Genomic DNA, 12411 nt, shown 5'->3' with positions numbered 1-12411 from the left:
CTCCTACATGTTACTCAGTTGCTTTCTAAGAGCTTCCCGTCCTCTATGAATACGTGTTTTCACAGTACCAAGTGGCATTTCTAAAATATCACTAATTTCTTGGAGTGGTAAATCCTCCATATATTTAAGGACAATCACTGCCCGGTATTTATCCGGCAGTCGACTAATTTCATATTGAACACGGTCTTGCATTTCCATTTTCAACACTTCTTGTTCCGGTAATTCTTCTTTAGAGGCAATTTGCGAATACATATTTAATCCTTCAGTGCCCACAACCTCTGCATCTAAGTAATAATCCGGTTTCTTCTTTCTTATACGATCGATACACAAATTGGTTCCAATTCGGTACAACCAAGTTGAAAATTTTCGATTTGTATCAAATGTATGTATGTTAATAAAGGCGCGAACAAAAGCTTCCTGGGCAATATCTTCCGCTTCGTGTTGGTTACCAAGCATGCGATAACATATTCGATACAATTTATCTTGAAACAGCTCGACAATCTCCGCGAATGCGTTTTGATCGCCTTTTAACACTTCTTTTATTCGTTTATTAATCAACGCATCCATCAAAAATTCTCCTCCGCTCGTGCGGCTGTCTTACTTATACGGATTAAAGGTTAGACAGGTTTCATCATTTTTTAAATTATATTAATTATATCAGAAGTTTTTTCAAAATACTTACAGTTTTTTAGAAAGTTTATCCATTATTAAAATACAGATTCTATGATCATTTTCCACAAAAAAACTGTTCGACCTTAAGCAATTAATGCTAGGTCGAACAGTTTGGTTAAAACTTATAATAATTTTTCTCCGAACAATGAGCCTATTAGAGCTACTGCAACATCAGCCGTTTTATTTTTTTCATCCAAGATAGGATTTACTTCCACAAATTCAGCAGACGTAATCATATCAAAGGTAAACAACATTTCCATTGCTAAATGACTTTCTCGGTAACTAATACCACCTGGTACAGGTGTACCAACACCTGGCGTATAAATCGGGTCAATTCCATCTAAATCAAGAGATAAATGTACACCATCGACTTCACGGTCTTTTAAGTACCACATTGTTTGATCCATAATTTCAGTCATCCCAAGCTTATCAATGTCATGCATCGTAAATACTTTAATTCCTTGTTCTTTAATTATTTCACGTTCACCTGGATCGATTGAACGCGCGCCAATAATGACTACATTTTCAGGTTTGATTTTCGGTGCAAACCCTCGAATATTCACTAATTTTTCATGACCTAATCCAATACTTACCGCAAGTGGCATCCCGTGAATGTTTCCAGACGGAGACGTTTCTCCCGTATTTATATCCGAATGCGCATCGTACCAAATCACACCTAGGTTTTCATAACGATCGCCTAAACCCGCTAATGTTCCAATCGCAATACTATGGTCGCCACCTAGAATTAGTGGAAATTGACCATTTTCCATAACGTCATGAATTTTATTAGCTAAAGCAGTACTCGCATCTGTTACTTCTTTTAAATTTTTTAGATTAGTATCTGGTGAAGCAGCTTTTTCAGCAGCTGCAATTTGAATATTGCCTTCATCGGTTACTGTATGGCCAATCTCTTGTAAACGCTCAACTACCCCAGCATAACGAATCGCACTTGGTCCCATATCAACTCCGCGACGATTTTGACCCAAATCCATTGGTACACCAATTAAAGATATATTTAAATTATTCATCATTTTATACCCCCCCATTTCCTTAAGTCTATTGTAAAACGGGAAGGGGTGTTGGCTCAACTGGACATGATTATGAATAAATATTCATTTTCTCTTCCAGTCTATTTTTAATAAATTCCCAGTCACTATCAATAACTGAATACATTACTGCATTGCGCGGTTTTCCAGTCGACCGTATACGTTCATTTCGAACAATACCTTCTTTTGTTGCACCGAGTCGTTCAATCGCTTTTTGTGATGTTACGTTTTCTTCATCTGTTTTAAATTGAACACGGATCATTCCGAGTGTTTCAAAAGCATAGGTAAGGAGCAACCACTTCGTAATCGTATTAACATGCGTTCGTTGATAAGCTTTTCCATAATAGGTTCCACCAATTTCACACGATTTATTCGCATGATCAATGTTGTAAATTCGTGTGGAACCAAAAAATTCATCCGTTTCTAAATTGGCAACCACAAATACAACGGCTGTATTCGAAGTTTTCATTTGTAAGTAACTAGCTTCCATCCATTTCTCAAATTCTTCACTAGTTTGGATTTGATTGAGCATATGCGTAAATATTTCTGGTGTGGTCAATTTCCACAAACGTGAGATATCAGATTCTTTCATAGGACGTAATGTTACATTTTCATGCATCAAAATTACACTCAAATCTAGCAACTCCTTAAATTAGCACTATCACAGCTTACTCATACGAATTTTTTGCCAATATAAACTGACTGTGGTCTAAAAATGGTATTATCTCCAGCCTGTTCTATTGCATGTGCTGTCCACCCAACAATTCTTGCCAAACTAAAGGTAGGCGTGAACAAAACTGGGTCAAGATCTATTGCGCGCATAATAGCAGCCGCATAAAATTCTACATTTGTGTATAACTTACGACCAGGTTTACGTTCATTTAACAATTCAATAATTTCTTTTTCTGCAAACGTCGCTAAATCCAACCATGCATCTTCACCCTGCAACGCTAAACATTTTTCGCGTAGCAAGATAGAACGAGGATCTTCCGTTTTATAAATACGGTGACCGAATCCCATAATACGCTCGCCTTTCTTTAGTCTTTCTTCTATTACTGCACGGACATGTTCAGGTGACTTCATGTCATCTAATAAATCAAGTACTCCTGAAGGCGCCCCTCCGTGCAATGGACCTTTCATAGTACCAAGTGCGGACACAATCGCTGAAGGAATATCAGACTCAGTTGAGATGGTCACTCTTGCTGCAAACGTCGATGCATTTAGACCGTGCTCCATTGTTACTAACAAATATGTCTCTAGCGCTTCAACTTGTGCAGGTGTTGGGGATATCCCTGTTAGTAAGTATAAAAAGTTTGCGGTGTGTCCAAGATCATCTCGAGATTCTACTGGTTGAAGTCCCCGTTGTTTTCTATAAAACGTTCCCACGATGACCGGTAATGCTGCTGTAAGTAGGATTGCTTGTTCATCATTTGGTTTTTCCAGAAAAGATGTTGTTCCGAAAACAGCAATAGCTGCTTTCATGGCATCCATGACTTGCAGGTCATTTGGCAAAGTTTGAAGTAAGTTATGCACATGCTGTGGAAGAATTCGCCCTTTTATAAACAACGGAGAAATCGGTTTCTTACTTCCTGTCCATAAGAATGTGGACAACTCTTCAAATGTCGTATTTGGAATGACCTTATCCACAAGTTCTCCACGATATCGTAATTCTCCTTTTTCTCCATCCACTGATGCAATCTTCGTATGAACCGCCACCACATCTTTTAATCCTTTTTGAAACATACTATCGCCTCCTATACTTGCAGTATACGTTTGAAAATTGATTATAAATATTAAATAGTTATAATTAAATCAATTAATTTCTTTAATTAACGGGAGGATTATATGCAACTTCAATGGCTTAAAACATTTAGCATGGCTGCAAAAACATTAAACTTTCGTAAAACATCTGAACAATTGTTAATGTCTCAACCGAGCGTGACTGTTCATATTAAATTGTTGGAAGATTTTTTAGGGGTTTCATTATTTGATCGCAACAAAAATAGTGTAACGTTAACTGACGCCGGTAAGTTATTCATACAAAAAGCCGAAAACCTCCTTCTCCAATTTGAAGAGAGTGTGCAAACCATTCATGCATATAAGCAAGGATTCCGAAGAACTTGGACGATTGCCATATCTCCATTACTAGCAGAAACCATCTTGCCCTACATATTACGAAATTTTATGAAGCAACATCCAGACCTCGAAATCACAATCCGTGTAGAAGAATCAAACTTAATTGAATCACTCGTCGATTCTGGGGATGTCCATCTAGGAATTTCAGCAATAGATGCGCATTCAAAGCATCTTCAATCGATTCCGATTTTCGAAGAACCTCTTTTGTTTATCGTGCCTGTGGATAATTATGATGATGAAACTGGACCTCCTATCAATGTAATGGACTGCTTGCGCACTCATACATTACTGACCCACCACCACCCAGTATTCTGGGAAGATGTACTGGTCCTACTAAGAGAACATATTCCTGGTTTGCGTACTATGAAAGTATCACAAGCCCATATCACCAAGCGCTTCATTCAAGATGGTCTTGGCATTTCGTTTCTTCCGCATTCGATTGTTAGAAGAGAATTACTTGAAGGTCGATTAATGAAAGTCCCTTTTGATTTATTTGAATTACCGAAAGTCACCACTTATGTTTTAGTAAAGAAACAAGACGACTTGGAGAAAGAATTCATCCATTTGTTATCAACTCATTATTTCGGATAAACCAAAAGGCCCTTCTGCTGTATCGAAGGACCTCTGACTGAAATTTTTTCCTATGCGCGGTTTTCTTGATTTGCCTTTTCTTTGAGCGGTTCTTTGTCGACTATTCTCAAATTTTTGTCGACTATGCGCGAAACTATAAAAAACTACTTTGATTTTTGGGTTCGCTGTAGTCTCAAAGTTGATGCTTGCTTATCTTTCAAAAAAAGACACATGGAATGTGGTACATTCCATGTGTCTTTTTTATATATTATGGAGCCTAGCGGGATCGAACCGCTGACCTCCTGCGTGCAAGGCAGGCGCTCTCCCAGCTGAGCTAAGGCCCCAAGAAATTTTTTGTAAAAAAGTGAGCCATGTAGGATTCGAACCTACGACCCTCTGATTAAAAGTCAGATGCTCTACCAACTGAGCTAATGGCTCGTACATATTAGAAAAGAAATGGCTGGGGAACCTGGATTCGAACCAGGGCGTGACGGAATCAAAATCCGTTGCCTTACCGCTTGGCTATACCCCAACAAACATATCTTAAAAAATGGTGGAGGGGGGCGGATTCGAACCGCCGAACCCGAAGGAACGGATTTACAGTCCGTCGTGTTTAGCCACTTCACTACCCCTCCAAGGGTAAAAAATTATGGTGGAGGATGACGGGCTCGAACCGCCGACCCTCTGCTTGTAAGGCAGATGCTCTCCCAGCTGAGCTAATCCTCCGTTAAAAAGAATGAAAAGCTGCGTATTTCGTTGTCACTTGCACAGGATGTGCTGGCTTCTACGTTGCCACAGGACGTGGCGAATTTAGTAGAAGAACATCTCCGACTCGTTTCCTTGAACTACTTGCTTTTGACTCTTTTTACATACTGGTTAAAGTTACGTAAAAAGAAATTGGTGACCCCTACGGGATTCGAACCCGTGTTACCGCCGTGAAAGGGCGGTGTCTTAACCGCTTGACCAAGGGGCCTAATGACAATATTTGACGAGTATGTATTTTTGGAAAAAAGCTTCCAACCGGGCTCGAACCGGTGACCTCTTCCTTACCATGGAAGCACTCTACCTGCTGAGCTATGGAAGCAAGAAGATAAGGCATTAAAACGGTTAATTCACGTCACTCTTAAAGCGGACAAGATTTATTCTAATGGAGTTACAATAGAATGTAAAGAGTTTTTTTCATTTTCATCAAAAATCTTATACTTTGGTTAAAATAACTCTATAAAGGTTGATTATCAATAAATTAATATACAAACTCAAATTCATTTATTTAATATTAAATATTTTTTTAATAGCCATTTCCTTGCTACTTTTCATAGAGTCTCTTATCCGCAATTATACTATTATCTTCTTGAATTTTTCTTACTCTAACCTCTACTTAGATAAGCTTTAGAGCCTTTGAGAAAGGTAATCAAAAATAAAAATCACATCTGTTTAAAAGGTCTAGCTTACTCAGCTTGACCTCTTATTTTTTGTCAAACAACCAAAGTAGACAATAATATTATGTCTATTTAAAGACTTGCTATTCCCATTTAGGTTAGGTATAAAGATAGTCCTGTTTATTGATATTTCTTCAGTTAAGTCCAGAGATGATCATATCCTTATAAATAAAGAGCTGCCTTTTTCTCGTAAGGGGTTCTCTTCAGAGGTGCAAAACTTTAAAATACAACATAAAAGGACTATCAATTCGCATATGAATTGGCAGTCCTTTTCTGATTGATATATAAACATTCTTGCTCTAATAACCTCCATTTTTAGCTATATATTTAGTAGTCTATTGGGTCGCACTACAATGAAAGTTGTAATACAACTAATCATTCTGCTAATTGATATGCTAAAAGCGCATCCAATCTACATCGTTTTTTATAAACAGAAAAGTTTATATTTTGCAGGATAAAATGTAAAATGTTGGTATAATAAATAAAAGAGGATTTTATTTTTATTCAACTAACGAGGCAGGATAGTTGAAGAAGCACTTTCAGACATACTGCATAATTTCTATGGCAATATAATAAAATATTAGAACTTAAGATTATTTATTTAATCTGAATGGAGAGGGATTTTTTGTGATAGTGCACTCGAAGAAAATAGATGGGAGCTTTAAATCCTATTCTTTTGTGATTGGACTAGGTTTATTGGTGGGTATAATAACAAGGTTGACGGATTTTTTTCCATATGATGACCTATGGAGTTTCAGCTCAATAGCGACTTTATTTGGCTTTTGGATGTTAACGGTAACATTAATTATATATTTTAGTTCTTCAAATAAAAATGCCGCAATTAATGTTTTATTGTATCTATTAAGTATGAATTTTAGTTTTTACTTTTTAAAATATGTACTCGGCTCTTTTATTCCAAGATTCTACGATGAAGGATTTCAATGGAATCTTTTTATACTGTATAATGTTTTTGCCTTAGTATGTAGTGCTATTAGTTATGTGCTTTACTACTGGAACAAAGAGAACAAACTGAGCAACTTTTTGTACGCATTACCAGTAAGCGGATTAGTTGCGGAAACAATTGGTATAAGTATCTATTTGTATAATAATCATACTTTTTTATTTCAATTGATTTTTGATTTCCTGAGTCTGATAGTATTAGGCTGTTGGTTTTATAAAAAAGCAAATAATAAATTGATTTATATAATGACAATTGTCGCTGTATCTTCCATAGTCTATTTTGTGGTTTACCGTCCTTTTCTCTAAGTGTTTTCCATATTGCATAGATGTTATTTTAATATTTATAGAATAGGTGAAACAAGATTACCTTTTCTAACTATAGCTTTATTGACATTAATTTACGCGGGTGCTTTAGTTTAATAAGGAAGAAGATTATACCGCTGACTAAAATTTATAATGAGAAAAAAGCACCGCTAAGTATGCGGTGCTAATTCCATTTCGTTTTAAATAGCTATTTACAGGTACATTTGAAATTTTGCACCTCTCAAGAGAACCCCTTATTTTTCTCGGCAGCTCTTTATTTTTGTTAGTTCTTAATAATAGACATCATGATAACCTTTGTATTTTTCGCAATGGCGCCACCGTCATTTTTAAAGATAGTCGTTTTATTTTCTTCTGACGGTTCAATTCGAATGTTCAGCTCATTCTCTCCGTATTGCAAGCTCACCGTGTGCGTGAATGTCATATCATCGTTAATTGTCACTGCGTCTCCGTTAATAGTTAAAATGCCTTCTTTGATTGCATTACCTTTAAGTGTGATTGTGTCAGTCGTAACGCTGTGTCCATTGGTATGTGACGTCACAACTACAGGCATATCTATCCAGCGTAAAATCTTATCTTGAACAACCATTTCGTTACCACCTTGGTTGGTGACCACAAAACTTAAGTCGGTTCCTTCAGCCCCATAACCGTAAAAGCTCACATCATCATCATTTACGTTTCCTGGAGTGTGATCCGCAAGACCCTCTTGATCCCACGAATTGTTTTTTGCATATTTGTAAGTGATAACTTCGCCTTCTTGCGCTTCAAACGTATATTCATAATCGTTCGTTACAGCTCCACCACGTGTCATCTTCCATGCACCTGTATTCCAACCATTTTTACTACCTGGCATCGTAATATCGATACCTTGTGGAGTGCATGCCGGTGCATTAACCTTCATTGTTACTTTTACCAATACTAGATCAGGTATCACGCTAATAGCGTTTGATTTCACACGGTTACCTGCTTTGTCATAAATATGCACTTCATAAGAATAGCTCTTTCCATTTGTAACATTCATATCTTTATAGGTACTAGCATTTGTATCTAGTAATTGGGCAATCACTTCTCCATCACGGACAATTGTATATAGATATGGTTCATTTGCATCTTCAACCGACCATGTCAGATTAACTTGACCTGATTCTTGTGTCGCTTGATTTAACAATACAGCTGATGCCGGATCAGTTACATCTTGTCCTTTAGTAAATGACACAGTTTTCGTTTCAGATGTTACCCAGCTTCGCCATAAATCGGTTGAAAATGCATAACGGTATTCGTACAAACCTTCGTTGAACGGTAGGAATGAACTGTTGAAATGATTAAAATGGTCATTTTGGCTAATATAGTTTGCTTTATGCGATATCCAACTTTCTTTCCCAGGTTCTTTAACTTGAAGTTCAGCTTGTAGGCCTTCTGCTAAGTCACTTTCTGTTTCCCCTTTAATTAATATATCGACTGAGATATTTTGCGCTTTAGACAAATCAATTATTCCATCTTCAAGAATAGAAAGATTCTCAATCTCATAATTCTCTTCGGTTAAATCAACATGTGGAACAGCCGCTTTATTAATTTCTGCCTTTACAGATTCGTTTCCATCCTTATCAACCGCAACGACTGCGAAATAATAGTTTCGTCCGTTATCTAATCCTTCAATGTTAATTTCTTTTTTCTTAGTTATCGCAACTTTTTCATAAAAAGCACCTGATATGGTTGTTTGATAAATAGCAAAGCTCTCTCCATGTCCTTTCCAAGAAAGGTTAATCGTGTGACTGCTTTCAGTTACTTTTATTTTTGAAACAACATCGGGTCTCTGTAAGTTTTGCCCTTTGTCAGAAACGAGCATTCGTCCGTTCAATGACGGCACTGTAACTGTCAGCATTCCATTTTTTACTGTCGCTTTGTATTTCTTATCTAGCTGATCAATAAGATTTACGTTATTCACAATAAGTTTTTTCACATCTAACTCTATCGTTTTACTTTCACTGCCACGGTTTGTAATAACCAGCGCTACATTTTTTTTATCAGAACGTGTATAAGCTAAAACATCATCTTTCGCATACAAGTGATTTAAATCACCATGGCTGAATAGATTATGAAAGTCGCTTCTCACTTTCCCGATTTTCTGATAGTGCTTCACAAGGTCTTTATCTTCATTACCCCATGGGTACGTTCTGCGATCATCCGGATCCTTGGACCCTGTAACACCAGCTTCATCTCCATAATACATGGTTGGAGCACCTGCATAGCCCATTTGTAAAATCGATGCAATCTTCAATCGTTTAACACCTAGCTCATGATTGTAGTTCGGGTCAAGTTCTGCCTGTTCAAAGGAATCTGTTCCATTTCCTAATACAAATGCTGCACGTGGTGTATCGTGAGATCCCATTAAATTCATCAAGGAGTAAAATGCTTCTTGAGGATAGTCTTCAAATACCGCGTTCAGCTGATCTTCTGCCCCTTTTGCATTGCCGTTTTTGAGATAATCAATCATAGCTCCACGGAAACGGTAGTTCATAACAGAATCATACAAATCTCCAAGGAAGTATTCAGATGCGTCATCCCAAATCTCTCCAAGGATTAGTGGCTCTTCTTTTTCATCTGTTTTGAGTTCTTTTCGGAACTCTCTCCAAAACTCTGTATCCACTTCGTTCGCTACGTCTAAGCGCCATCCTGAAGCGCCACTGTCAAGCCAAGATTTTGCAACTGAATTCTTGTCATACATAATATAATCTGCGAAATCTTTGTTGTTTAACTCTGAATCATAGTCCACCGCTTCACCTGGCACAGACTTGATTTCTGGAAGGGAGTCAAATCCCCACCAAGCTTGATATTTGTATACACCATTAACTTTTTCATTTTCAATGTTAAACCAATTATGAAAACCATATGTGCTGAACTTCTGTCCTTCTGCTAATAGTTTTTCTTTTGTTTGTTCTATCGCGTCTTCTTTAGTTAAGTCTGAATTATCATTCATCAGATTGTAGATACTCGACCAATATTCATAAGCACCTACAGTTTCGTATTTTCCATAACGGTCAAAATAAATAGAATCATCACCTACATGGTTGAATACTCCGTCTAAAATGAGATGCATCTTACGTTTCTTCAGTTCTTTTGTGAAATTTTTGAATTCCTCAGGTGTTCCAAACATCGGATCAATTGCTTTGAAATCCGCCGCATCATACTTATGGTTCGAAGATGCGTAAGCAATTGGATTCAGATATAACGTGTTTACACCAAGTGATTGGATGTAATCAAGTTTTTTCTGCACACCTGCAATGTCACCACCGAAGAAGTCGTTCGACCAGATTTCGTCACCTGAGTAGCCTTCCGTTTCAGCTAGTCTTGGATTATCAGGAATTTCACCCCACTCCTGATGCTCAATCGGCTCCGTTCCACGGGCAGTAGTTTTACTATCGTCGTTTTTCTTATTGCTATTGAAAAAACGATCCGGGAAAATTTGATAGACAACAGATTCTTTCATCCAATCTGGTGTTTTATAAGAAGGATCGTAAACCGTCATTTGGAATAAACTCGCATTTGAATCGCCCGTCGACCCTTTTCCACCTTCTTGTGTGTCTTCCCCGTACTCTTTGAGTGCTTCTCCATCTCGGGCAACGAATTTATAGCCATAGACACCTTTATCAATCGGTGTAACTGTTGCTTCCCATAGCTCAATTTCATTTCCATCGATAGTTGTCCAACCTGCATTCACCATGTCTTTTACAATGGTGTTACCTGAATTGTAGTTTCTCAACATGAGTTTAGCAGATGTTAAATCACCCTTTTTCGTTTGAAGGCGCAATGTTACTTCTTCCCCCGCCTTTATCGCTCCAAATGGGGACCTGAACGCTTCATTCCATGTATCATGAAAAAGTTTTTCTCCTGTTATACTGCCATCAGGGAGTCCTATATCGTAATCGGTATAGACTTCTTTCGTATCGTGGTTGTAAAAGAAGGTCACAGTTGAATCTTTTACAACAGTAAGCACAAAATTATTCGATGGAAATGATTGAGCATCCCAATTGTTTCCTAGTACAATTTTAAACTCGTGTTTTCCTTTTGGTACTTGGGTTGTGTACGTATGGATATTGTCAACATTTTCATCTTGCAACAATGCTGTCGATTCTCCAGGTGACCACTCGCTACCTGCACTAATATCCGGCTGGATATCCCCAACGATTCGGGGTGTTTGTTCTTCAGGTAATGGTTCTGGAATAATTACTTTTTTTGTGGTGTCATCATAAATAAAAGTCACCTCTTTTTCATTATCTATAGTGAGTATATAATTATCGCCACCAGCTACTCCGTCAACACCATAATTTTCATCCCATGAGCTGCCAATTACAATTTTGTATTCATAATTTCCTGCGGGGAGTGTGCCAGTAAATTTATACCTTCCATCCGCTTGAAGCTTCATAACAGTCGCTTTATCAGCAGGGTCCCAATCTCCAGGAGCTCCAAGTTCACTTTGAAGATTACCAACAAGTGTAACTATCTTTTCTTCAGCTTTTGCTATTGTTGGTTGAAATAATGTTACCGGCGCAATCGTTTGCATAAACAGAGTGAAAAATAGAAGCCAGACAAAAACATTGCGTGTAGTATTTCTCTTCCCCACAAAAATCCCCCTAGAATAATTTTTTTAATAAAAGCGACAGACCACTCAAATAAAGATAGCGCTTTCATTTCTACATTATGTCACACTATCTTTTATTGGAAAATAATCCATTCGAAGGAATGATGAGTTATTGTATAGTTATTTTTTCTCATTTTTCAGTTAATTATTATTACTCCTAGTATTTATTCAACACAAAAAAGCCATCCACCCCTCAAGTAGTTAACTTAAGAGAAGAATGGTTTAATAAGTTTTTTTCAATATGTATAACGCAGACCTATAAAACCTCTTCCTTACTATAGAAAATTCAACCTGGCTATCTATAGAAGTATGAAGATGGCTCCGAAGGTAGGACTCGAACCTACGACCAATCGATTAACAGTCGATTGCTCTACCACTGAGCTACTTCGGAATAAAATAAAAAAAGCCTAGCGACGTCCTACTCTTGCAGGGGGAGACCCCCAACTACCATCGGCGCTAAAGAGCTTAACTTCCGTGTTCGGTATGGGAACGGGTGTGACCTCTTTGCCATTATCACTAGACTTATTGAGTGTTTGTTCACTCAAAACTGGATAAACGGGCCATTGAAAGCCATTCAAAATTGTGGTTAAGTCCTCGATCGATTAGTATTCGTCAGCTGCACACGTCG

The 12411-nt window shown here is 37.5% G+C and carries 7 protein-coding genes, 8 tRNA genes and 1 rRNA gene; 2 read left to right on the top strand and 14 right to left on the bottom strand.

The features are described from left to right. Window positions 1-3: 3 nt before the first annotated feature. The 4 genes from sigW to C8K15_RS18160 all read right to left on the bottom strand — a co-directional run bounded on the left by sigW (window position 4) and on the right by C8K15_RS18160 (window position 3461). Entirely contained in the window at window positions 4-567 is a 564-nt protein-coding gene (gene sigW / locus C8K15_RS18175) for an RNA polymerase sigma factor SigW (RefSeq protein ID WP_108587831.1), read from the bottom strand. 227 nt (window positions 568-794) lie between these two features. Further along, window positions 795-1700, bottom strand: a complete 906-nt coding sequence (gene rocF / locus C8K15_RS18170; RefSeq protein ID WP_108587855.1) for an arginase — start codon at window positions 1698-1700, stop codon at window positions 795-797. Window positions 1701-1770: 70 nt separating this feature from the next. After that, the gene (locus C8K15_RS18165) at window positions 1771-2352 is read right to left on the bottom strand and encodes a GNAT family N-acetyltransferase (RefSeq protein ID WP_199224140.1); all 582 of its coding nucleotides are present in this window, start codon (window positions 2350-2352) and stop codon (window positions 1771-1773) included. A 38-nt stretch (window positions 2353-2390) separates the two neighbouring features. After that, window positions 2391-3461, bottom strand: coding sequence for a citrate/2-methylcitrate synthase (locus tag C8K15_RS18160; RefSeq protein ID WP_108587830.1), 1071 nt, complete (start codon window positions 3459-3461; stop codon window positions 2391-2393). Window positions 3462-3563: 102 nt separating this feature from the next. On the opposite strand from C8K15_RS18160, the gene C8K15_RS18155 reads away from it, so the two are divergent. Next, window positions 3564-4445 (top strand): LysR family transcriptional regulator, encoded by an 882-nt coding sequence (locus C8K15_RS18155; RefSeq protein WP_108587829.1) that lies wholly within the window; start codon window positions 3564-3566, stop codon window positions 4443-4445. Window positions 4446-4695: 250 nt separating this feature from the next. On the opposite strand, the gene C8K15_RS18150 is transcribed toward C8K15_RS18155, so the two are convergent. The 7 genes from C8K15_RS18150 to C8K15_RS18120 all read right to left on the bottom strand — a co-directional run bounded on the left by C8K15_RS18150 (window position 4696) and on the right by C8K15_RS18120 (window position 5508). Beyond that, window positions 4696-4768 (bottom strand) — tRNA-Ala (locus C8K15_RS18150). A gap of 21 nt (window positions 4769-4789) precedes the next feature. Continuing rightward, a tRNA-Lys gene (locus C8K15_RS18145) sits at window positions 4790-4862 on the bottom strand. Window positions 4863-4881: 19 nt separating this feature from the next. Then, a tRNA-Gln gene (locus C8K15_RS18140) sits at window positions 4882-4956 on the bottom strand. Window positions 4957-4975: 19 nt separating this feature from the next. Next, a tRNA-Tyr gene (locus C8K15_RS18135) sits at window positions 4976-5059 on the bottom strand. 15 nt (window positions 5060-5074) lie between these two features. Further along, a tRNA-Val gene (locus tag C8K15_RS18130) sits at window positions 5075-5150 on the bottom strand. A gap of 172 nt (window positions 5151-5322) precedes the next feature. Next, window positions 5323-5397 (bottom strand) — tRNA-Glu (locus C8K15_RS18125). 38 nt (window positions 5398-5435) lie between these two features. Continuing rightward, a tRNA-Thr gene (locus tag C8K15_RS18120) sits at window positions 5436-5508 on the bottom strand. A gap of 988 nt (window positions 5509-6496) precedes the next feature. Here C8K15_RS18120 and C8K15_RS18115 point away from each other — a divergent pair. Next, the gene (locus C8K15_RS18115; protein WP_233260557.1) at window positions 6497-7129 is read left to right on the top strand and encodes a hypothetical protein; all 633 of its coding nucleotides are present in this window, start codon (window positions 6497-6499) and stop codon (window positions 7127-7129) included. A gap of 280 nt (window positions 7130-7409) precedes the next feature. Here C8K15_RS18115 and C8K15_RS18110 read toward each other — a convergent pair whose 3' ends face one another. The 3 genes from C8K15_RS18110 to rrf form a co-directional block, all read right to left on the bottom strand. After that, window positions 7410-11765, bottom strand: coding sequence for an alpha-amylase family glycosyl hydrolase (locus C8K15_RS18110; RefSeq protein ID WP_108587828.1), 4356 nt, complete (start codon window positions 11763-11765; stop codon window positions 7410-7412). Between the two features lie 334 nt (window positions 11766-12099). Next, window positions 12100-12174: transfer RNA gene (locus C8K15_RS18105), tRNA-Asn, on the bottom strand. Between the two features lie 14 nt (window positions 12175-12188). Beyond that, a 5S ribosomal RNA gene (gene rrf / locus C8K15_RS18100) occupies window positions 12189-12304 on the bottom strand. Between the last annotated feature and the right edge of the window lie 107 nt (window positions 12305-12411).

The organism is Paenisporosarcina sp. OV554 (assembly GCF_003058165.1).
GTDB lineage: Bacteria > Bacillota > Bacilli > Bacillales_A > Planococcaceae > Paenisporosarcina.
The sequence above is the reverse complement of the archived record's forward strand: the minus strand, read 5'-3'. Positions and strand labels throughout refer to the sequence as shown.